This is a genomic window from Xanthomonas boreopolis, from assembly GCF_046529185.1.
Lineage (GTDB): Bacteria > Pseudomonadota > Gammaproteobacteria > Xanthomonadales > Xanthomonadaceae > Pseudomonas_S > Pseudomonas_S boreopolis.
In genome coordinates, this window is sequence record NZ_CP097162.1 from 1,128,971 (window position 1) to 1,149,491 (window position 20,521).

The window sequence follows — 20,521 nt, forward strand, 5'->3', positions numbered from 1 at the left end:
CGGGATTTCCCCGGTCCCGTGCCGCGCTCCGCGTCGATCAGCGCCGTGCGGTGCGCGCCAGCGCGAGCTGCAGCAACCGCGCCTCGACCCGTTCGCCCACGCCTTGGGGACGCTCCAAGGCCATCCGCTGCAGCGCGGCGCGGTGGTCGCCGGGCCGGCCGGAAGCGGCCAGCGCTTGCCCGAACGTGCGCAGCTTGCCGATCGGCGTTCCCGTGGCGCGCTTGAGCCAGCCGAGCGCACGCAACAGGTCCTGTTCGACCGGGGTGAAGTCGCTGCCGAGCGGGTAATCGGGGAGCGTGCCGTCGGCACGGAACGGGGCGAGCGCGCCGGCCACGTGCCGGCGCGTGTTGTGTTTCCATCGAGTCGGCGCCCGGAAGTCCTCGCGCAGCTTGCGATGGGCGCGCGCCTGGCCGAGCAGGTCGTCCTGGAAGCGCGCATCGCAGATCGAGGCCATGGCGATCACGCAATCCTCGTCGGTGCGGCCGCGCAGGTCGGCGATGCCGTATTCGTTGAGATAGACGTCGCGCAGGTGGCGCGGGATGGTGGCATGGCCGTAGTTCCAGCGCACGTTGGACTGCGCGTGCCGGCCGTCCTCGCGCACGGCGCGGAACATCAGCACGCTGCGCGCGTCCGCCAGCGCATGCGCCATCGCCACGAAGTTGTACTGGCCGCCGACCCCGGACACCACGCGCCCGTCCTCCAGGCCGTCCGAGACCGCCGCGCCGAGCGCGGTCGCCATCATGCAGGTGTTGAAGAAGCGCGCGTCGCGGCGCTGCAGGCGTTCGAGCGCCTCGTTGCCGCCGTAGAGCTGGTTGATCTCGCTGATCCGGCGCATGCCGACGGCGCGGCGGGTGGCATCGTCCATCCCGCGCAGCCAGCGATAGAAGTCCGGCGAACCCAGGTAGAAGGCGCCGTGCAGGAACTCGCCCTCGGCCTCCAGGCGCGCCTGGTCTTCCGGCGATGCCTCGCCTCGCGCCAGCCGCTGCATCAGTCCCGGGTCGTCGTGCACCTTGCGCCGGATCACGCCGCTCTCGACCAGGCGCTTGAAGCCCTCGTTGAGCATCTCGCTGCACCCGTACAACCCCGTCTCGAACGGCCCCAGGCCGCCGCTCTCGACCACCGCCGGATGTCGCTCGATGTCCGGCGCCAGCGCCCGCAGCACGCGCCGGTAGCCGGCGTTGTCGGTATGCCGCAGCACCAGCGCATGGCTGAGCGCGTCGGCCAGCGTGCCGATGCCGATCTGCAACGTGCCGCCGTCGCGCACCAGCGCGCTGGCGTACAGGCCGATCGCGTAATCGACGTCGCCGACCGGCTGGCGCGGCAAGCCGAACAGGCGCGGATGCGGCCCCGGCGGCGCGACCACGAGGTCGAAGAAATCGCGCTCCACCACCGCGCTGCCGCCGATCCACGGCAGCTCCGGATCGATCTCGGCCACCATCAGCGGGCGCGGCAGGCCGCGCGCGCGCATCGCATCGAGCAGGTCCTGGGTGATGTCGGTGTTGGACGACAGCGACAAGCGCGTGCCATCCGGTTCCGCGGCCACTTTCTGCACCACCACGTTGGGTTCGCGCGTGGCGATCGCATCGGCCGCCATCGTGTAGTTGAGGCTGGTGTAGGCGCGCTGAGCCTGGCGCGAATGCAGCAGCGCGCCCGACTGCATGTAGAACTCCTCGACCTGCACGTGCGGCGGCAGGACGTCGGCCTGCAGCGCATCGACATAGGCCAGGCGCGGGAAATCGTCGCCGAAATGGCGCGCCAGGAAGGGCTTGGCGAAGCGTGCCTGCAGGCCGCTGCCGGGCGAGGGCGGGTTCAACGAGAGCGCGGTGTACAACTGCATCGGCCGCGAGGGATCGTCGACCACGCGTGCGTACAGCGCATTGATCAGCCGGTGCGGCTTGCCGATGCCCAGTGGCGCGCCGACGCGCAATTCGCCGGGACGCCGTTCGAGGATGCGGCTGGCGGCGGCGTCGAGATCGGTCGTCAGGTCGGTCATGCATCCAGCCCGGGCTTCGTGTCCTGCGGGAACTCTAAGCGGTCGTTCCGTGAAGCGGTAATCCACGCGAGGCCGGGACCGGGCATCTTCGGCGTCCCGGGCGGACGCGGGCAGGGGGTTGACAGGGCGAATATTTACGCGCGTAATCATTAAAAATTACGAGCGTAATCGTATGGCCATCAGCGAAGCCGAAGCCGTGGTGATGCAGGTGCTGTGGGAGCGCCACCCGTTGGGTGCGGACGAGGTGGTCGCGGTGCTGGCCGAGCGCAGCGATTGGGCGGAGCCGACGATCAAGACCCTGCTCAATCGACTGCTCAACAAAGGGGCCGTCCGCGCGGCCAAGCAGGGACGCCGCTACCTGTACTCGCCGGTGCTGCAGCAGGCGCAATGGGTGGCGCAGCAGAGCGAAGGCCTGCTCGAACGCCTGTTCGGCGGCCGCGTGACCCCGCTGGTCGCGCACTTCAGCGAGCGAGGCAAGCTGTCGCGCGAGGACATCGCCGAACTCAAGCGCCTGGTCTCGGAGCTGGACGATGAACCCTGATCCGATCATCGCCGCATTGGCGAAGTCCATGCTTGCCGCGGGCGCGGCGGTACTGATGGTATTGCCGCTGCGCTGGCCGGTCCGCCGCGTGTTCGGTGCAGGAGCGGCGTATGCCTTGTGGTGGTGCGTGCCGGCGGCGATGCTCGCCGTGCTGTTGCCGGCGCGGCGCATCGTGGCCGCGGCGGTACGCCCGGAGCTGGCGGTTCCCATCCACGACGCGGCGTTTCCTGCCGGAAGCGCCGGCATCGCCGGCGCATGGGGGCTGTTGGCGCTCTGGCTGTCCGGCGCGCTGCTCGCGGCGGTGGCGCTCGCGCGCCGCCAGCGCCGTTTCGTGCGCGGGCTTGGAGCCTTGCACGCATGGGAAGGAAGCCGGGTGTTCCGCGCCGAACGTGGCGACGGACTGCCGGCGCTGGTGGGATTGCTGCGCCCGCGCATCGTGGTGCCGCACGATTTCGCCGAACGCTACACCGCGGACGAACGGCGGCTGGTGCTTGCGCACGAGTGGGCGCACCTGCGCCGTGGCCACGGCTGGGCCAATGCCGCCGCATCGCTGCTGCTCTGCGTCCATTGGTTCAATCCGCTGCTGCACCTGGCCATGCGTCGCTTCCGCCTCGACCAGGAACTGGCCTGCGATGCGCTCGTGGTCGCAAGCCATCCCACGGCACGCAAGGCCTACGGCAGCGCGCTGCTCAAGACCCAGGTCGCGGGCCCGCTCGCGCCGGTCGCATGCCAGTGGGCGCCCCGCCATCCGCTGAAGGAGCGTATCGCCATGTTGAAAAGGAAAACCCCCTCGCGTGCGAACCGGATGTCCGCCCGCGCGCTGGTGCTGGGATTGTGGGTCGCCAGCGGTTATGCGGCGTGGGCGCAACAGCCGGCGCGGGTCGTCGGCCCGCCACCGGGCAACGCGATGGCCGGGCCTGCCTCGAACGAAGCAGGCGCATCCTCCCGGGGGGCGCCACCGCAGCCGTCCCAGCCGCCCAGGTATCCCGCCGCCGCGCTCAAGCAGGCGCAGAGCGGCAAGGTCATGCTGCTGATCGACATCGACGCGCAGGGCGTGCCGACGAATGTGCGGGTGGAGAGCAGCCAGCCCAAGGGCGTATTCGATGCCGCGGCCATCGAAGCGGCATACAAGTGGCGCTTGCGGCCGGAGACCAGGGACGGACAGCCCGTTGCCGGCCGCGTACGCGTGCCGGTGTCGTTCGACGCCCAGATGCAGCCGGTGGCGGCGCCTGCCGGTCATGCGGGCGACGCATACGCCTGGTACCGGGTGAACTGGGATCCCTCGGGCAAGCAGATATGCGACCTGGTGTTGTCCGAGCCGGGCGGCGGTCCCGATGCGCCGCCGCTGTGCGGCATCCGCAAGGTGGCGAAGAAATGAGCCTGCGGCTGCCGTGGCCGATACTCGCGACATGCTTGCTGGCGGCCTGTGCCGGCCGGCCCGTGCGCGAGGCCGAACAGGCGGTGTACCGGCAGGACGTGGCCATGCAGATGCTGCCGCCGTCGTCCGGCGGGATGGGTACGGGAGCGGCGCAGAGTTATTCGTTGCAGCCGGGCGAACGTTTCCGCATGCCGGAGCCGTTGGTGGATACGGCGCCGGTGCTGCCGGAACCGGTGTTGACTCGCGAGCTGGCCCCGACCCGGATCTGCGCGCGGGTGGCGATCGGCGCGGATGGCGCGGTGATGTTCGCCGACAGCCTCACGGCACGCGAGGCGTGTACCGCCGGTGACGATCCGGCCAATGCGGCCCTGGTCGAGGCGGCCTTGGCCGCGGTGCGCAGCTGGCGGTTCCGTCCGGCGGCGCTATGCCGGTTTGCGGCCGGTGCGCCGCTGCCGGACGGTGACGGTTGCGACGGCGCGCGGGAGGTCGAGCCGGTGCCGGTGACGCTGCAGTTCGCCTTCACCTTCGCGGTGCACGCGGGGCGCGCCGAGGTGCATCGCGACGGCATGGCACGCTGAAGGCCTTGGGCCCGGGGCAGCAGCCTGCGAGGGAAGCGTCATTCCAATCGATGCACCGTCTCGGCGATGCGCTCCACCTCGTCGATGTGGTGGCTGACGTAGAGCATCGGCAGCCGTACTTCGTCGCGCACGCGCTGCAGGTAGGGGATCAGTTCCTCGCGGCGCGCGCGGTCCAGCGCGGACAGCGGCTCGTCGAACAGCAGCAGCGCCGGCTGCGCGAGCAGGGCGCGGCCGATCGCCACCCGCTGCGCCTCGCCGCCGGAGAGGTTGCGTGGCCGCCGTGCCAGCAGCGCGCCGATGCCCAGCAGCGCCACCACGTCGTCGAAACGGAAGCCAGCGTCGCGGTTGCCGTGGCGGCCGTAGCGCAGGTTGCCGCGCACGTCCAGGTGCGGGAACAGCCGTGCGTCCTGGAACACGTAGCCGACCCGGCGCCGGTGCGCGGGCAGGTCGATGCGCGCGGCGCTGTCGTACAGCACGCGCCCGTCCACCGCGATGCGGCCGCGCTGCGGGCGCACCAGCCCGGCGATCGCGTTGAGCACGCTGGTCTTGCCGGCGCCGGAAGGACCCACCAGCGCCAGCACGCGCGAGTCGCCGCGGATGGCGACGTGCCGCCGGAAGCTGCCGCGCTGCAGTTCGACGTCGATCTCGAGCATCAGTCCTCCCGCCGGGCGGGGTGCCGTCGGACCAGCCATTCGGAAAGTAGCAGCGCGGCCAGCGAGATCGCCAGCGCGACGCAGGCCAGGCGCCAGATCCCGGATTCCATCCCCGGCACCTGCATCAGGCCGTAGATCGCCGCCGACAGCGTCTGGGTCTCGCCGGGGATGTTGGAGACGAAGGTGATGGTCGCGCCGAACTCGCCCAGCGCCTTGGCGAAGGCGAGCACGGTGCCCGCGACCAGTCCCGGCCAGGCCAGCGGCAGGGTGATGGTGAGGAACACGCGCCATGGCGCGGCGCCCAGCGTGGCCGCGGCCTGTTCCAGGCGGCGGTCGGTGGCCTCGATGGACAGCCGGATCGCGCGCACCATCAGCGGGAATCCCATCACCGCGCACGCCAGGGCGGCGCCGGTCCAGCGGAACGCGAACTGGATGCCCAGGTGCTCCAGCAGCCAGCGCCCGACCGGCCCTTGCGTGCCCAGCGTCACCAGCAGCACGTAGCCGGTCACCACCGGCGGCATCACCAGCGGCAGGTGCAGCAAGGCGTCGAACAGCGCCTTGCCGGGAAAACGCTTGCGCGCCAGCAGCCAGCCGCAGGCGATGCCGGCCGGCAGGCTGGCCAGGGCCGCCGCCACCGCCACTTTCAGGCTCAGCGCGATGGCGGTGGCTTCTTCCGGCGTGAACAGGGCCAATCGTCAATCCTGCAGCGAAAAGCCGCGGCGCACGAAGATCGGCTTCGCCGCCGGCGTCGCCAGCCATTGCACGAATGCGCGCGCCGCCGGGTTGCGGGCGTTCCTCAACGGCGCCACCGGGTAGACGATCGGCGCATGCGAACTGGCCGGGAAGGTGGCGACCACGCGCACCTTCGGCTCGGCCTTCGCATCGGAGCCGTAGACGATGCCGAGGGGGGCTTCGCCGCGGGCCACCAGCATCAGCGCCGCGCGCACGCTTTCGCTCTCGGCGAGGCGACCACCCAGCGCATCCCATTGGCCGAGCTTCTGCAGCGCTTCCTTGGCGTACTTGCCGGCCGGCACGCTGGCGGTCTGGCCGACCGCCAGCCGGCCGGAGGCGCCGAGCGCGGCGGCCAGCGACCCGGCCTTGGCCAGATCGACCCGTGCGGTGCTCGCGGCCGGCGCGACCAGCACCAGCGTATTGCCGAGCAGGTTGCGGCGCTGCGTCGCATCGACCTGGCCGCGCTGCTGCAGGTAGTCCATCCATTCCAGGTCGGCGGAGAAGAACACGTCGGCCGGCGCGCCCTGTTCGATCTGGCGGGCGAGCGCGGAACTGGCCGCATACGAGACGCGCACCGGCGTGCCGGTCGCCTGCTGGTAGGCCGCGGCGGCCTCGTCCATCGATTCCTTCAGGCTGGCGGCGGCGAACACCGTCAGCGGGGATTGCGCATGCGCCAGCATCGGCAGCGCGATGGCCAGCATGCACGACAGGCGCTTGGACCAGGACATGGCGTGGGCTCCTCGGTGGGGATTGCCGGGATGATGACAGGGCCGGCCCCGGCGTGCATGTGGATCAATCTCCCAGGGAAGGATGGCGCCCGCCCTGCAGGTTGGCGCGCAGCGCCGGGCGCATCAGGCGCGGTTGCGGCAGCGTGGCGTCGCGTGCGCGGCGCCGCGCGACGAAGGCGGCCTCGTCGCTGCCGTCGTGCACGTGCACGTTGCCGCGGCGTTGTTCGCCGATGCTGGTCTCGCAGGCCACCGCGCGCCCGCCCGGGCCGTAGTCGTGGCAGACGAACACGCGGGTGGCGTCCGGCAGGGCGAACAGGCGCTGGATCGAGCGATACAGCTGGCCGGCATCGCCGCCGGGGAAATCGCAGCGCGCGGTACCGCCGTCGGGCATGAAGATCGAGTCGCCCGGGAACAGCGCATCGCCGATGAGGTAGGCGATGCTGTCCGGCGTGTGCCCGGGTACCGCGATCACGCGCGCCTGCAGCGTGCCCAGCTGGAACGCCTCGCCGTCGGCGAACAGGCGGTCGAACTGCGCGCCGTCGGGCTCGAAGCCGTCCGGCAGCGCATGCTGCGCGGCGAACGTGCGTTGCACGTGGCGGATGCCTGCGCCGATCGCCAGGCGCGCCTGCGGGCGCTGGCGCCGCAACCAATGGCCGGCGGAAAGATGGTCGGCGTGCGCATGCGTCTCCAGCAGCCAGCGCAATTGCCAGCCCCGTGCATCGAGCGCGTCCAGCAAGGCCTGCGCGGACGCGGTCGAAGCCTGGTCGCGCTCGGCGTCGTAGTCCAGTGCAGGATCGACGAGGGCCGCCTCGCCGGTGGCGGGATCGGCGACGAGATAGCTGAAGGTGTTGCTCTCGGCATGGAAGAACGGCAGGACCTCGGGCGACATGGCGGGCTCCGTCAAGGCGCGCCGAGCGCGGCATCGAGGATCGCGGCGAGGCGGTCGCCGGCCAGGCGCAACTGGGTTTCGGCGACCGGCCGCCAGGTCGCCACGTAGCCGTCGGGCAGCACGTGGCGCGCAGGGTACACGCCTGGCGTGACCGCGATGCGGCACGAGGCCCGTGCCCAGTCGGCGGCCGGCGGCGGCAGCGCGGGCCTATTGCCGGGGGCAGGGCGCGGCAGCGCGAGCAGTCGCGCCAGGTAGGCGTCGTCGTCCACATGGCGGTCGTAGAGCATGCCGCTGTCCCACAGGGCGTGCAGGTTGGTGCCCTTGCCATCGAACTGCAACTGGAAATCGTTGCCGCCCTTGTCGTGCGCGTAGCCGGCGTGCATGGGCTGGTGGATGTCGCCGACGAGATGGACGACGAACTTCAGCGCTTGCCGGCGCACGGCGAGCGGCTGGCTGCGGTCGGCGAGGAGGGCGGTCTGGGTCCTGAGCGCCTCCACCACGCAGTTGCCGTCCGGGCAGTCGCGCGCCGGCTCGTAGGCGCAATCGTGCTCGCCGAGATTGACGTAGTGCCAGGACGCACTGCGCTTGCCCAGATCGGGATCGGACTTGCGCAGCTCGTCGGCCCAGGAGGCGATGCCGGCCAGCGTCGGGTCGGGTTCGCCGGCGAGCAGGCGGGCGACTTCGGCATGCGCCTGCGGCGTCAGCTCGCGGTCGGCGATGCGCGCGACCAGGCGATGGCCCTGGCCGCCCCAGGCGTGCGCCTGCGGCGAGGGGAAGGAAAGCGCCAGGACGGCGCCGAGCGAAACGATGGCTGAGAACATGTTCATCGTTTCGATTCTAAAGGGCGCGGGAAGACCGGCGCGGGAGGAACCGAAGTCCCTCCCATCGCAACGAGCCCGTAGCGGGCTCGCACGGGATGTCGAACGTCAGAACCGGAAGACGTAGGACGCGCCATAGATCAGCGGGTCGATCCTGGCGGTGCCCAGGCGCGCGCCGTCGACCTTGACCTGTGTGTCGATGTCGGCCCAGCGCAGGTCCACGCGCAGCGCGCCCTTGCCGGGCAGCGCGAAGTCCAGGCCGGCATGCGCGGCGATGCCCCAGGAATCGCCAAGGTCCAGCTTGGCGCCTTGCAGCGCGCCCTTGCCGTCGGTGTCGAAGAACCGGGTGTAGTTCACGCCCAGGCCGAGGAACGGCGTGATCTTGCTGCGGTTGGCGAAGTGGTACTGCAGCGACACGACCGGCGGCAACTGCCTGGTACGGCCGATCTTGCCGAGGCCCTGGATGCCGACCTCGTGCTCGAACGGCAGCGCGCCCAGCACTTCGAGGCCGATGTTGTCGGCGATGAAGTATTCGAACGTGATGGTGGGCTTGGCGTCGCTGTCGACCTTGGCCGGCAGCGCGCCCAGCCCGAGCGCGGAACCGTCGAGGTCGCCGGCGCCGGACCTGGGATCGACCACGCCCATGCCCACGCCGAGCGTCCAGTCGCCCTTGGACTGGGCCATGGCGGGCGCGGCGGCGAGCAGGGCGGCAGCCAGGGAGGCGGCCAACAGGGAGGAAGACTTGCGCATTGCGGTGCTCTCTTGGGGATGAACCAGGGACGGGCACAGCTTTCGGCTTCCTTAACGCCGCCGCCATGATCCTGATCAAGGCGGCGGCCGGGCGGTTTCCGGCCGACGCGGTCCGGACCTTGCCGGGGGCGGCCTGCTAGAATCGAGATCCCTTTCCATCCCGCCGCGACGGTCGCGGCCGCAGGAGCTCGTGAACATGGCTATCAAGGTCGGCATCAATGGTTTCGGTCGCATCGGTCGCAACGTGCTGCGTTCGGCGGTGCAGAACTTCGGCAACGACATCGAGATCGTGGCCATCAACGACCTGCTGGAGCCGGATTACCTGGCCTACATGCTGCAGTACGACTCGGTGCACGGCCGCTTCAAGGGCGAGGTGTCGGTCGAGGGCAGCACGCTGGTCGTCAACGGCAAGAAGATCCGCCTGACCCAGGAGCGCGACCCGGCCAACCTGAAGTGGGACGAGGTCGGCGCCGAGGTGGTGATCGAGTCCACCGGCCTGTTCCTGACCAAGGAGACCGCCGAGAAGCACCTGGCCGCCGGCGCCAAGAAGGTGATCATGTCGGCCCCGTCCAAGGACGACACGCCGATGTTCGTCTATGGCGTGAACCATGAGACCTATGCCGGCGAGGCGATCGTCTCCAACGCCTCGTGCACCACCAACTGCCTGGCGCCGCTGGCCAAGGTCGTCCACGACAAGTGGGGCATCAAGCGCGGCCTGATGACCACCGTGCACGCCGCCACCGCGACCCAGAAGACCGTCGACGGCCCGTCCAACAAGGACTGGCGCGGCGGCCGCGGCATCCTGGAGAACATCATCCCGTCCACGACCGGCGCGGCGAAGGCGGTCGGCAAGGTGATCCCGGCGCTCAACAAGAAGCTGACCGGCGCGAGCTTCCGCGTGCCGACCTCGGACGTGTCGGTGGTCGACCTGACCGTCGAGCTGGAGAAGCCGGCCAGCTACGAGGAAATCTGCGCGGAGATGAAAGCCCAGAGCGAGGGCGCGCTGAAGGGCATCCTCGGCTACACCGAGGACAAGGTGGTCGCCACCGACTTCCGCGGCGATGCGCGCACCTCGATCTTCGACGCCGAGGCCGGCATCGCGCTGGACAGCACCTTCGTCAAGCTGGTGTCGTGGTACGACAACGAGTGGGGCTATTCGAACAAGTGCCTGGAACTGGCCAAGGTCGTGATGGCGAAGTAAGCGCTGCCACCGTCGTTGTACTCCGAAGACCCCGGCCTTGGCCGGGGTCTTCGCGTTCGTGGGAGGGACTCCGGTCCCGACGGGCATTGCCGGTGCTTCTTGGGGCCGATGCGCCCGTCGCGGGCAAGCCCCCGGGAAACCGCATCCCGGCGGCGCTCGCGGTAGCATGGCCGCATACAAGGGAAGGCGCCTGGCGGCGTGGGGTACGTTTGGAAACGATCATCGTGGCGGTGGTATTGGCCGTGCTGGCGGTGCCGGTGCTGTTGCTGGTGGCGCTGGTCTCGATATCGGGCCTGAAACGCCGCGTTTCCGAACTGGAGCGGCAATTGGCCGAACTCCGGCAGGCAGCGCCTCGGCCGGTGTCCGCGCCGGTACCGCCAGCGCCTGTCCCGGTATGGGACGGGCCGGCCCCGGTTTCGCCGCGGCCCGCGGAAGCCGGGTCCGAAGCGGCGGCCGAGTCCCCGGAACCACCCGCCCCCGAACCTGTCGCGCCGCCTCCGCTGCCTTCGCGCCCTGCCATGGACGTACCGCCCAGCGGTCCTGGCTTGCTGGAACGGGCGGCGAGTGCGCTCAAGCGCTGGTTCACCGAAGGCAACGTGCCGGTCAAGGTCGGCATGCTGGTACTGCTGGCCGGCGTGGCGGCGCTGCTCAAGTACGCCGGCGACCAGGGCTGGCTGGCGCTGCCGCTGGAATTGCGCTACGCCGCGATCGCCGCGGCGGCCCTGGGCGGGTTGGTGTTCGGCTGGCGCCAGCGCGAGCGGCGGCGCGGCTTCGCCCTGGCGTTGCAGGGTGGGGCGATCGGCGTGCTGCTGCTGGTGGTGTTCGCGGCGTTCAAGTTGAGCGGCCTGCTGCCCGCGCCGGCCGCGTTCGCGCTGAGCGTGGCGCTGGTGGCCGGCCTGTGCGTGCTGGCGGTGTTGCAGGAATCGCGAACGCTGGCGCTGCTCGGCATCCTGGCCGGTTTCCTCGCGCCGATCTGGCTGTCCACCGGCCAGGGCAGCCACGTCGCGCTGTTCTCGTACTACGCGGTGCTCAACGCCGCGGTGTTCGCGATCGCGTGGTTCCGTTCCTGGCGCGTGCTGAACCTGGTCGGCTTCGGTTTCACCTTCGGCATCGGCACGTTGTGGGGCGTGCTCGCCTACCGGCCGGAACACTTCGCCACCACCGAACCGTTCCTGCTGCTGTTCTTCGCGTTCTACCTGCTGATCCCGGTGCTGCATGCGCGGCGCGGCGACGGGCAGGCCCGGGCGATCGACGGCAGCCTGCTGTTCGGCACGCCGCTGGTGGCGTTCTCGCTGCAGGCCGGGTTGCTGCATGGCGACCGGCTGGCATTGGCGCTGTGCGCGCTTGGCCTGGCGGCGATCCATGCCGCGCTCGCGGCGTGGCTGCTGCGCGGCGAACGCACGCGGTTGCTGGGACAGGGGCATGCGGTACTCGCGGTCGCGTTCGCCACGCTGGCGGTGCCGCTGGCGTTGTCGGCACGCGCGACCGCCAGCGTGTTCGCGCTGGAAGGCGCCGGCTTGCTGTGGCTGGGCCTGCGCCAGCGGCGCCTGTTGCCGCAGGTCGCCGGGCCGTTGCTGCAGCTGGCGGCGGCGGTCGGTTTCCTGTGGGGCGTGGCTGCCGGACCGGACGACCTGCACGCCATCGCCAACCCGACCTTCATGAGCGCGCTGTTGCTCGCGGCCGGCGGTCTTGCGAGCGCGTGGTGCCTGCGCGACCACGCTCGTTCCTCCCTTGCCCTGGTCGCCTATCTGTGGGGACTGGGGTGGTGGACGTGCGCTTGGCTGGCCGACATCGGCCGTTTCGCGCCCGGGCGCGTCGCGCCGGACCTGGTGCTGGCCTGGCTGGCGGCGAGCGCGTGGCTGGCGGCGGAGGCGCACCGCCGGCGGCCGGCCGGCGCACTGGCCTGGACCTCGATGGTCGCGCTGGCGCTGGCCTTGCCGGTAACCGGGTGGCAGACGCTGGCGCATTCGCAGCCCTTCGGCGATTACGGCGTTTGGGCGTGGCTGGCGTTCGCGCTGCTGGGCGTGCGTACGTTGGCCTGCCTGCGCGACACCCTCGGCGCGGCCCGTGGCGCGGCGCAGTTCGCCTGGCTGTTGCTGTGGCCCGCGGCGCTTTCGTTGGCCGGCGCATGGCTGGCCGATCGCCACGGCCTCGCCGGAGGTTGGCAATGGGCCTTGCTCGGCTGGCCGTGGTTGCTGCTGGCCGCGCTCGCGCTGCTGCGCTGGGCATGGCTGCGCTGGCCGCAGGGTCGGAGTTTCGACGGGCTGCGCGTCGCGTTCGCCTGCGTGGTGTTCGGCGTGATCGCGCTGGGCTGGTTGCTGGCGCTGTCCGCACCGGTGCCGCCGGCGCCCCTGCCGTGGTTGCCGCTGCTCAATCCGGCCGAACTGGCGCAGTTGGCGGCGCTGGTCTTGCTGGCGTATTGGTTGCGCTCGCCGCATGCGCCGGCGGCGTTGCGGGGCCGGCGCGCGTTCGTGCTGGCCGGTGCCGGCCTGGTGCTGGTGACCGTGACGGTATTGCGCAGCGTCCACCACTGGGGCGGCATCGCCTGGAACGGCGCGCTGCTGTCGTCCAGCCTGGCCCAGACCAGCCTTACCGTGACCTGGAGCATCCTGGGCGTGATCGGCTGGGTGCTCGGTTCGCGGCGCGGCCAACGTGGCGTATGGCTGGCCGGCGCGTTGCTGATGGCGCTGGTGCTGGCCAAGCTGGTGCTGGTCGATCGCCAGCACCTGGGCAACCTGCTCGGCATCGGCTCGTTCATCGCGTACGGCCTGCTGTGCACGGCCGTAGGCTACCTGGCGCCGGCACCGCCGCGCCAGGGCAATCGGGAGGAGGTGGCATGAAGCGCCTGGGATGGTTGTTGCTGGTGCCGCTGGCGGCATGGGCGGACGTGCGCGGCGACTATGTGCGGCAGTGGCCGCTGCAACTCGACGACCCGGATGCGGGCGCCTATCGGGTGGCCTTGACCGGGCCGGTCTATCGCACGGTCCGCCAGGCGACGCTGGCCGACCTGCAACCCCTGGACATGGCCGGCAATCCGCTGCCGTCGGCGCTGTTGCCGGCGGACGCGCCATCGCAGGCGCCGCGCCTGCGGGCGTTGCCGTTGTTCGCCTTGCCGCCGGTGCCGGCCGGGGGCGGCGAACTGCAGGTGATCGCCGAGCGCGACGCCAGCGGCGCGGTGCGACGGATCGAGACGCGCACGGGGCAGGCCGCGCGCGAGGGCCTGCCGGCCTGGTTGCTCGATGCCAGCGCCTTGCGCGAGCCGTTGCAGGCGATCCGGCTGGACTGGCCCGCCCAGCAGCGGTTGCAGGCCGAGCTGCGCATCGAGGGCAGCGACGATCTGAACACCTGGCACCTGCTCGATCCGCACGCCACGCTGGTGGAACTGGACAACGGCAGCGAACGCCTGCGGCAACGCCGCATCCCGCTCGATACGCGTTCCCGCTACCTGCGCATCACCGCGTTGTCGCCGCAGGCGCCGGCACTGACCGCGGCCGAGGCCGAACTGGCGCCGGAGCACCGGAGCGCGCCGCTGCAATGGCTGACGCTGGGCGGGCGATCGCGCGAGGGCGGGTTCGAGTTCGAGATGGATGGCCGGTTCCCGATATCGCGGGCCGATGTCGCCAGCGACGGCAACGACGCCGTGGAATGGCGGCTGCAGAGCCGCGACGCCCGCGACGGCACCTGGATCACGCGGGCCGGCCCCTGGCTGGCCTACCGGGTGGGGGCTGGCGCAGGCGGACGTTCCGAGCCGCAGGTGCTGGCCACGACGCGCGACCGCTACTGGCGGCTGGTGCCCGCCGCAGGCACGACGGTCTCCACGCCGCCGCGGTTGCGCCTGGGCTGGCAGCCGGAGGCGCTCGTGTTCGTCGCCCGCGGACAGGCGCCGTACGCGCTGGCCGCAGGCAGCACGCGGGCGTTCCGCAGCGATGCGCCGCTGCAGCCCTTGCTCGATGGCTTGCGGCGCGAACGGGGGCCGCAATGGCAGCCGGCACGGGCCGCGGTGGGCGAACCGGCGCGCGAGCTGGCCGGCGATGCCGCGCTGGCGCCGGTCCGCGACTGGAAGACGTGGATCCTGTGGGGACTGCTGGTGCTGGGCGCGCTGGTGGTCGGCGGTTTCGCGCTGAGCCTGTTGCGACGATCCGGGCCGTCCGGGCATTGAGTCCCGCCGGCAGGGCGTCGCGAGTCGCCCGTGCGTTTGCCGCTCGGCCGCCGAGGCCGGACAATAGCGGTCTGTCTCCGCCACGGGAAAACGCATGTCCATCCTCCGCATGACCGACCTCGACCTCGCCGGCAAGCGCGTATTGATCCGGCAGGACCTGAACGTGCCGATCGAGAACGGCCGCATCACCTCCGAGCAGCGCATCCTCGCCTCGGTGCCGACGATCAAGGCGGCGTTGGAGAAGGGCGCGGCGGTGATGGTGACCTCGCACCTGGGCCGCCCGAAGGAAGGCACCTGGACCGAGGAGGACTCGCTGGCGCCGGTGGCCGCGCGGCTGTCCGAACTGCTCAAGACCGAGGTGCCGCTGGTGCGCGACTGGGTGGAGGGCGTGCAGGTCCAACCGGGCCAGGTGGTGCTGCTGGAGAACTGCCGCATGAACGTCGGCGAGGGCAAGGACGACGAGGCGCTGGCGAAGAAGTACGCCGCGCTGTGCGACGTGTTCGTGATGGACGCCTTCGGCACCGCGCATCGCGCCCAGGCCTCCACGCACGGCGTGATCCGCTTCGCGCCGGTGGCGGCCGGCGGCCCGTTGCTGATGGCCGAGCTGGACGCGCTGGCCAAGGCGCTGCAGCACCCGGCCAAGCCGTTGCTGGCGATCGTCGCCGGCAGCAAGGTCTCGACCAAGCTGGAGCTGCTGACCAACCTCGTCGAGAAGGTCGACCAGCTGATCGTCGGCGGCGGCATCGCCAACACCTTCATCGCCGCGGCCGGCTACGGCGTCGGCAAGTCGCTGTGCGAACCGGACCTGATCGACACCGCGAAGAAGATCGTCGCCCAGGCCAAGGCGCACGGCGCCGACATCCCGCTGCCGACCGACGTGGTGGTGGCCAAGCAGTTCATGCCGGACGCGGAGGCGACGGTGAAGGCGGTCGACGCGGTGGCCGAGGACGACCTGATCCTCGACATCGGCCCGCAGACCGCGGCGGCGTACGCGGCGCTGATCGCCAAGGCCGGCACCGTGGTGTGGAACGGCCCGGTCGGCGTGTTCGAGTTCGAGGCGTTCGGCAAGGGCACCGAGACGCTGGCGAAGGCGATCGCCGAATCGCCGGCGTTCTCCATCGCCGGCGGCGGCGACACGCTGGCGGCGGTGGACAAGTACGGCATCGCCGACCGGGTGAGCTACATCTCCACCGGCGGCGGCGCGTTCCTGGAGTTCCTGGAAGGCAAGACCCTGCCGGCCGTCGCGGCGCTGGAAGCGCGCGGCTGACGCCGCTTTGGCGTCTCCGTTGGATTTGGCCCCTCTCCCGGTGGAGAGGGGTGAGGGTACGGACGAAGCTTCGCGCACTTGAGTTGCTCAAGCCCCATGCCCGGATCGTTTTCCTATCGGGCGCGTGGCGGCGCGTCCATCGTTGCTCCACTGCAAGTTCCGTGCGGCGCGACTCCGCCCGTACCCCCATCCGGCGCTTCGCGCCACCTTCTCCCGCCGGGAGAAGGGAACAGCCTGGATCTCGTTCCCCATGCAAACCCTCTTCTTCGACCTCGACGGCACCTTGATCGATTCCGAGCCCGGGATCATCGGCGGGCTCGTCCATACCTTCGGCGAGCTGGGCCATGCCCTGCCGTCCATGCAGCAGCTGCGCAGCTGGATCGGTCCGCCGCTGCGCGACAGCTTCCACCAGCATTTCGCCGGCGACGCGGCGCTGGTGGGGCAGGCGCTGGCGCTGTATCGCGACCGCTACGACAGCGTCGGCTGGACCGAGCACAGCGTGTTCGACGGCATCCCCGAAACCATCGCGGCGCTGCGCGCGGCGGGCCATCGCATGGCGGTGGTCACCTCGAAGAACGAGCGTTTCGCCCGCCGCATCGTCGAGCACCTGCCGTTCGGCGACTGCTTCGAGGACGTGATCGGTACCAGCGACGACGGCAGCCGCCGCTTCAAGGTGGACCTGATCGCCGAGGCGCTGCGCCGGTTGTCGCTGCAGCCGGCGCAGTGCGTGATGATCGGCGACCGCCGGATGGACATCGAAGGCGCGAACGCACACGGCATGCGCAGCATCGGCGTGCTGTGGGGCTTCGGCGACGAGGCCGAACTGCGCACGGCCGGTGCCGGGGCGCTCGCGACCGTTCCGTCCGAGCTGCGCGCACTGGTGGCATAGAGGGCGCCTGCGGCAGGCCGGCGTGCCGGGGCGGGCACTTCGCCATCGGCGCCAGGCGCGGGTGTCGCGCGATGTCTCCATGCGGTCCCGCATGGCATGCAAGACATGCCGCATTCGCGTCGGGGCTATTCCGCAATGCCATCCTGCAAAGCGTGCAGCTGTGCTACTTTTCCGGACTTTTCCGGGGGAGCCCACACCGCCATGATCGAACGCCAGCGCCGCACCAGAATTCTCGCCACCCTCGGCCCGGCCACCGATCCCCCGGGCGTGCTCGAGGAGCTGTTCCGCGCCGGTGTCAACGTGGTGCGCCTGAACTTCAGCCACGGCGATCCGTCCGGGCAGGCCAAGCGTGCCGCGGAAGTCCGCGCCGCCGCCGCGCGCGTCGGCGCCGAGGTCGGCATCCTGGCCGACCTGCCGGGCCCCAAGATCCGCATCGAGCGCTTCGCCGAAGGCAAGGTCGTGCTGAAGGCGGGCGACCGCTTCGACCTGGTCGCCGACGCCAACGCCGCTCCCGGCGACGCCACCCAGGTCGGCGTGAGCTACCTGGGCCTGCCGAAGGACGTCGGCCCCGGCGACGTGCTGCTGCTCGACGACGGGCTGATGCAACTGCGCGTGGTCGAGGTACAGGGCGAGCGCATCGTCACCACGGTGCTCAACGACGGCGTGCTGTCCGATCGCAAGGGCCTGAACAAGCAGGGCGGCGGCCTGTCGCTGGGCGCGCTGACCGAGCGCGACAAGGAGCTGATCGGCATCGTCGCCAAGATCGGCGTGGACTTCATCGCGGTGTCGTTCTGCCGCAACGCCGACGACATGAACGAGGCGCGCCGCATCGCCCAGTCGCACGGCAGCGATGCCTGGCTGGTGTCGAAGATCGAGCGCACCGAGGCGATCGAGAACCTCAGCGAGATCGTCGAGGCCTCCGACGTGGTGATGGTCGCGCGCGGCGACCTCGGCGTGGAGATCGGCGACGCCGAGCTGCCGGGCCTGCAGAAGAAGATCATCAAGGAGTCGCTGGCGCGCAACAAGATCGTCATCACCGCGACCCAGATGCTGCAGTCGATGGTGGAGAGCCCGATCCCGACCCGCGCCGAGGTGCTCGACGTGGCCAACGCGGTGATCGACGGCACCGACGCAGTGATGCTGTCGGCCGAGTCCGCCGCCGGCGCCTATCCGGTCAAGGCGGTGGAGGCGCTGGCGCGCATCTGCCTGGGCGCCGAGCGCCAGTTCGAGATGGACACCGACTTCGAGGCCGCCCAGCGCAACCTGGAGCGTGCCGACCAGGCGATCGCGATGGCGACGATGTTCCTGTCCGAGCACATCAACCTGGGCGGCGTGGTCGCGCTGACCGAGAACGGCGGCACCCCGCGCTTCCTGTCGCGGTTCCGCTCCAACGTGCCGATCTACGCGTTCACCCGCCACGACGGCGCGCGCCGGCGCATGGCGCTGATGCGCGGCGTGTTCCCGATCAGCTTCGACAGCCGCGGCCTGACCCCGCGCGAGGCCGCGCGCGCGGCGATCCGCCTGCTGGTCGACGGCGGCCGCATGGGGCCGGGCGACCGCGTGGTGTTCACCAGCGGCGAGCACATGGAAACCCACGGCGCGACCAATACCCTGCGCCTGCTCGAGGTCGGCCCGGACGGCCGCGCCAGCGGCCTCGGCGAGCTGTAATCCGAGGCGGGGCCATCCGCGGGAGCGGCTCGTAGAGCGGCTCCTGCGGAACCCTGCCTATCCTTGTGCGGTGATTGCGGGTGCAGACAGCGCAGCCGCTCACATATCCAATTGAGCTGTAATCGTTTGCACGCCATTCCATGACGGAATGTGTACGTTCCGCCCGGCTATAATTGCGGTCTCCCCCGCTGCTGCCACAGGAACTACATGAGCATCGAACAGCTTGCCGAAACCGCACAGGCCATGGTTGCCCCTGGCAAGGGCATCATCGCCATCGACGAGTCCACCAGCACCATCGCCAAGCGCTTCGCCGGGGTGGGCATCGAGAACATCGAGGAGAACCGCCGCGCCTACCGCGAGCTGCTGCTGACCACGCCGAAGCTGAGCGACTACATCTCCGGCGCGATCCTGTTCGACGAAACCATCCGCCAGTCCACCAAGGACGGCGTGCCGTTCCCGAAGTACATGGCCGAGCACGGCATCATCCCGGGCATCAAGGTCGACAAGGGCGCCCATCCGCTGGCCGGCTGCCCGGGCGAATTGGTGACCGAGGGCCTGGACGGCCTGCGCGCGCGCCTGGAGGAGTACTACAAGCTCGGCGCGCGTTTCGCCAAGTGGCGCGCGGTGATCAACATCGGCGAGGACATCCCGTCGGGCACCTGCATCGAGGCCAACGCCCATGCGCTGGCGCGCTACGCTGCGCTGTGCCAGGAGCAGGGCCTGGTGCCGATGGTGGAGCCCGAGGTGATCATGGACGGCGACCACGACATCGAGACCTGCTACGAGGTCACCGAGGCCACGCTGCGTTCGCTGTTCGGCGCGCTGTACGAGCAGAACGTCGTGCTCGAGGGCACCATCCTGAAGGCCTCGATGGTGATCTCCGGCAAGGACTGCCCCGAGCAGGCCGGCGTCGAGGAAGTGGCCGAGTCCACCGTGATGTGCCTGAAGTCGACCGTGCCGGCGATCCTGCCGGGCATCGTGTTCCTGTCCGGCGGTCAGACCGACGAGCAGTCCACCGCGCACCTCAACGCGATGAACAAGCTCGGCAACCTGCCGTGGCCGCTGAGCTTCTCCTACGGCCGCGCGATGCAGCAGGCCGCGCTGAAGCTGTGGTCGCAGGACATGAAGGGCAACTTCGCCAAGGCCCAGCAGATCGTCTACGAACGCGCCAAGGAGAACGGCCTGGCTGCCCAGGGGCAGTGGAAGGGCTGATCCAGCAAGAACAGGAACGCCGGCGCAAGCCGGCGTTCTCGTATGTGTCCCGCGCTGGCGGGAATCTCGTGGAGGGCCCCTCGCAGAACGGCGCTCGACGGGGACATCGCCCCGCGTGGCGACGCGGCGGGTGCCACGGCTCACTGACCCTGCGGGGCGGACTGAAGCCCCCTTCCATACACAACGGAAAGCCGCGGCCTCAGGCCGCGTTGCTCTCGCGCTGGGCCATCAGCACGGCCTGTTGCAATGCCTTGGCGGTGGCCTCGTTGTAGGCGACCAGCAGGATGCGCTTCGGCACCGCGTGCGACTTCTGCCAGGCCAACGTTTCGGTGGCGGCGATCCTGGCCGCCTGGTGCAGCGGATAGCCGAACACGCCGCAACTGATCGCGGGAAAGGCGATCGAATGCAGGCCCATCTGTTCGGCCAGCTTCAGCGACTGCCAGTAGCAATTGGCCAGCAACGCGGGCTCGTCGTGGTGGCCGTCGCGCCACACCGGCCCGACCGTGTGCAGGACATGGCGCGCCTTGAGCCGGTGCCCGCCGGTCGCGCGCACCTCGCCGGTGGGGCAACGCACGCCCGGCCGGAGTTCCGGCAACTGGCGGCATTCCTCCAGCAGGCCCGGGCCGGCCGCGCGATGGATCGCGCCGTCCACGCCGCCGCCGCCGAGCAGGGACTCGTTGGCGGCGTTGACGATGGCGTCCACGTCCAGGTCGGTGATGTCGCCCTGCCAGACTTCGACGTTCATGCGGCGATCTTCATGCGATGAGGATGAGCGAACCGTGAGCGGAAGCCGGCCAGCATGAGCCGAAGCTGTCTCCCGGAGTGAGACGCCGGGAGAGGCGAGCGGGGGAACTTGCATGGGTCGCGGTGGTCCGTCGTCCCGGGCCCGGCGCCGCTGCCGCCCAGGCCGCTTCGTTCACAAGGACCGAGACCGATGAAGCACCGCACCGTTTTCCTTCGCCCTGCCGCCATGGCCCTGTTGCTGTCGTGCGCTTTCCCGGCCGCGCATGCCGGCGAGCGAGCCGACGCATCCTACGCGGCGGCGCTGCTGGAGCTGGGCAGGAC

General features: G+C 70.6%; 18 protein-coding genes. 10 read left to right on the forward strand and 8 right to left on the reverse strand.

Features of this window, described 5'->3' with window-relative positions:
- Positions 1 to 37: 37 nt before the first annotated feature.
- Positions 38 to 1,993 (reverse strand): acetyl-CoA hydrolase/transferase C-terminal domain-containing protein, encoded by a 1,956-nt coding sequence (locus M3M27_RS05025; protein ID WP_434027354.1) that lies wholly within the window; start codon positions 1,991 to 1,993, stop codon positions 38 to 40.
- A gap of 172 nt (positions 1,994 to 2,165) precedes the next feature.
- Here M3M27_RS05025 and M3M27_RS05030 point away from each other — a divergent pair, with 172 nt between their 5' ends.
- Genes M3M27_RS05030 through M3M27_RS05040 form a run of 3 tightly spaced genes read left to right on the forward strand, consistent with a single transcriptional unit; the run spans position 2,166 to position 4,490 of the window.
- Positions 2,166 to 2,534, forward strand: a complete 369-nt coding sequence (locus M3M27_RS05030; protein WP_140719450.1) for a BlaI/MecI/CopY family transcriptional regulator — start codon at positions 2,166 to 2,168, stop codon at positions 2,532 to 2,534.
- Entirely contained in the window at positions 2,524 to 3,912 is a 1,389-nt protein-coding gene (locus tag M3M27_RS05035) for a TonB family protein (protein WP_434027355.1), read from the forward strand. Before M3M27_RS05030 ends, M3M27_RS05035 begins: the two co-directional genes overlap by 11 nt.
- Positions 3,909 to 4,490 carry a hypothetical protein gene (locus M3M27_RS05040; RefSeq protein WP_434027356.1) on the forward strand — a complete coding sequence of 194 codons (582 nt, stop codon included), beginning with the start codon at positions 3,909 to 3,911 and terminating at the stop codon, positions 4,488 to 4,490. Before M3M27_RS05035 ends, M3M27_RS05040 begins: the two co-directional genes overlap by 4 nt.
- A gap of 38 nt (positions 4,491 to 4,528) precedes the next feature.
- Here the strand turns inward: M3M27_RS05040 and modC are convergent, their stop codons facing one another.
- The 6 genes from modC to M3M27_RS05070 all read right to left on the reverse strand — a co-directional run bounded on the left by modC (position 4,529) and on the right by M3M27_RS05070 (position 9,060).
- Positions 4,529 to 5,143: a molybdenum ABC transporter ATP-binding protein gene (gene modC, locus M3M27_RS05045; RefSeq protein ID WP_434027357.1), complete on the reverse strand. Its 615-nt coding sequence runs from the start codon at positions 5,141 to 5,143 to the stop codon at positions 4,529 to 4,531.
- Positions 5,143 to 5,829, reverse strand: a complete 687-nt coding sequence (modB, locus tag M3M27_RS05050; protein ID WP_177497575.1) for a molybdate ABC transporter permease subunit — start codon at positions 5,827 to 5,829, stop codon at positions 5,143 to 5,145. The genes modC and modB overlap by 1 nt, the downstream gene beginning before the upstream one ends.
- A 9-nt stretch (positions 5,830 to 5,838) precedes the next feature.
- The gene (gene modA / locus M3M27_RS05055; protein WP_434027358.1) at positions 5,839 to 6,603 is read right to left on the reverse strand and encodes a molybdate ABC transporter substrate-binding protein; all 765 of its coding nucleotides are present in this window, start codon (positions 6,601 to 6,603) and stop codon (positions 5,839 to 5,841) included.
- Positions 6,604 to 6,667: 64 nt separating this feature from the next.
- Positions 6,668 to 7,492: an MBL fold metallo-hydrolase gene (locus M3M27_RS05060; protein WP_140719437.1), complete on the reverse strand. Its 825-nt coding sequence runs from the start codon at positions 7,490 to 7,492 to the stop codon at positions 6,668 to 6,670.
- Between the two features lie 11 nt (positions 7,493 to 7,503).
- Complete coding sequence (locus M3M27_RS05065) at positions 7,504 to 8,313, reverse strand: S1/P1 nuclease (RefSeq protein ID WP_434027956.1); 810 nt, start codon at positions 8,311 to 8,313, stop codon at positions 7,504 to 7,506.
- Between the two features lie 105 nt (positions 8,314 to 8,418).
- Complete coding sequence (locus tag M3M27_RS05070; protein WP_434027359.1) at positions 8,419 to 9,060, reverse strand: OmpW/AlkL family protein; 642 nt, start codon at positions 9,058 to 9,060, stop codon at positions 8,419 to 8,421.
- A gap of 196 nt (positions 9,061 to 9,256) precedes the next feature.
- On the opposite strand from M3M27_RS05070, the gene gap reads away from it, so the two are divergent.
- From gap to M3M27_RS05105, 7 genes are all read left to right on the forward strand, one after another.
- Positions 9,257 to 10,261 (forward strand): type I glyceraldehyde-3-phosphate dehydrogenase, encoded by a 1,005-nt coding sequence (gene gap, locus M3M27_RS05075; RefSeq protein WP_140719431.1) that lies wholly within the window; start codon positions 9,257 to 9,259, stop codon positions 10,259 to 10,261.
- Between the two features lie 209 nt (positions 10,262 to 10,470).
- Positions 10,471 to 13,101, forward strand: a complete 2,631-nt coding sequence (locus M3M27_RS05080) for a DUF2339 domain-containing protein (protein WP_434027360.1) — start codon at positions 10,471 to 10,473, stop codon at positions 13,099 to 13,101.
- Positions 13,098 to 14,420, forward strand: a complete 1,323-nt coding sequence (locus M3M27_RS05085) for a DUF3999 domain-containing protein (RefSeq protein ID WP_434027361.1) — start codon at positions 13,098 to 13,100, stop codon at positions 14,418 to 14,420. The genes M3M27_RS05080 and M3M27_RS05085 overlap by 4 nt, the downstream gene beginning before the upstream one ends.
- Positions 14,421 to 14,514: 94 nt before the next feature.
- Positions 14,515 to 15,687, forward strand: coding sequence for a phosphoglycerate kinase (locus M3M27_RS05090; RefSeq protein WP_434027362.1), 1,173 nt, complete (start codon positions 14,515 to 14,517; stop codon positions 15,685 to 15,687).
- Positions 15,688 to 15,937: 250 nt separating this feature from the next.
- A complete protein-coding gene (locus M3M27_RS05095) occupies positions 15,938 to 16,576 on the forward strand; it encodes an HAD family hydrolase (RefSeq protein WP_140719423.1) in 639 nt (212 codons plus the stop codon).
- 201 nt (positions 16,577 to 16,777) lie between these two features.
- Entirely contained in the window at positions 16,778 to 18,244 is a 1,467-nt protein-coding gene (pyk, locus tag M3M27_RS05100) for a pyruvate kinase (RefSeq protein ID WP_140719421.1), read from the forward strand.
- Positions 18,245 to 18,451: 207 nt separating this feature from the next.
- Positions 18,452 to 19,456 (forward strand): class I fructose-bisphosphate aldolase, encoded by a 1,005-nt coding sequence (locus tag M3M27_RS05105; RefSeq protein WP_140719419.1) that lies wholly within the window; start codon positions 18,452 to 18,454, stop codon positions 19,454 to 19,456.
- A gap of 199 nt (positions 19,457 to 19,655) precedes the next feature.
- Here M3M27_RS05105 and M3M27_RS05110 read toward each other — a convergent pair whose 3' ends face one another.
- The gene (locus tag M3M27_RS05110) at positions 19,656 to 20,201 is read right to left on the reverse strand and encodes an O-acetyl-ADP-ribose deacetylase (protein WP_434027363.1); all 546 of its coding nucleotides are present in this window, start codon (positions 20,199 to 20,201) and stop codon (positions 19,656 to 19,658) included.
- Between the last annotated feature and the right edge of the window lie 320 nt (positions 20,202 to 20,521).

Bases quoted from the DNA above. Each gene is read 5' to 3' on its own strand.
- M3M27_RS05025 (WP_434027354.1), bottom strand. From the start codon at position 1,993: ATGACCGACCTGACGACCGATCTCGACGCCGCCGCCAGCCGCATCCTC.
- M3M27_RS05030 (WP_140719450.1), top strand. From the start codon at position 2,166: ATGGCCATCAGCGAAGCCGAAGCCGTGGTGATGCAGGTGCTGTGGGAG.
- M3M27_RS05035 (WP_434027355.1), top strand. From the start codon at position 2,524: ATGAACCCTGATCCGATCATCGCCGCATTGGCGAAGTCCATGCTTGCC.
- M3M27_RS05040 (WP_434027356.1), top strand. From the start codon at position 3,909: ATGAGCCTGCGGCTGCCGTGGCCGATACTCGCGACATGCTTGCTGGCG.
- modC (WP_434027357.1), bottom strand. From the start codon at position 5,143: ATGCTCGAGATCGACGTCGAACTGCAGCGCGGCAGCTTCCGGCGGCAC.
- modA (WP_434027358.1), bottom strand. From the start codon at position 6,603: ATGTCCTGGTCCAAGCGCCTGTCGTGCATGCTGGCCATCGCGCTGCCG.
- M3M27_RS05060 (WP_140719437.1), bottom strand. From the start codon at position 7,492: ATGTCGCCCGAGGTCCTGCCGTTCTTCCATGCCGAGAGCAACACCTTC.
- M3M27_RS05065 (WP_434027956.1), bottom strand. From the start codon at position 8,313: ATGTTCTCAGCCATCGTTTCGCTCGGCGCCGTCCTGGCGCTTTCCTTC.
- M3M27_RS05070 (WP_434027359.1), bottom strand. From the start codon at position 9,060: ATGCGCAAGTCTTCCTCCCTGTTGGCCGCCTCCCTGGCTGCCGCCCTG.
- gap (WP_140719431.1), top strand. From the start codon at position 9,257: ATGGCTATCAAGGTCGGCATCAATGGTTTCGGTCGCATCGGTCGCAAC.
- M3M27_RS05085 (WP_434027361.1), top strand. From the start codon at position 13,098: ATGAAGCGCCTGGGATGGTTGTTGCTGGTGCCGCTGGCGGCATGGGCG.
- M3M27_RS05090 (WP_434027362.1), top strand. From the start codon at position 14,515: ATGTCCATCCTCCGCATGACCGACCTCGACCTCGCCGGCAAGCGCGTA.
- M3M27_RS05095 (WP_140719423.1), top strand. From the start codon at position 15,938: ATGCAAACCCTCTTCTTCGACCTCGACGGCACCTTGATCGATTCCGAG.
- pyk (WP_140719421.1), top strand. From the start codon at position 16,778: ATGATCGAACGCCAGCGCCGCACCAGAATTCTCGCCACCCTCGGCCCG.
- M3M27_RS05105 (WP_140719419.1), top strand. From the start codon at position 18,452: ATGAGCATCGAACAGCTTGCCGAAACCGCACAGGCCATGGTTGCCCCT.
- M3M27_RS05110 (WP_434027363.1), bottom strand. From the start codon at position 20,201: ATGAACGTCGAAGTCTGGCAGGGCGACATCACCGACCTGGACGTGGAC.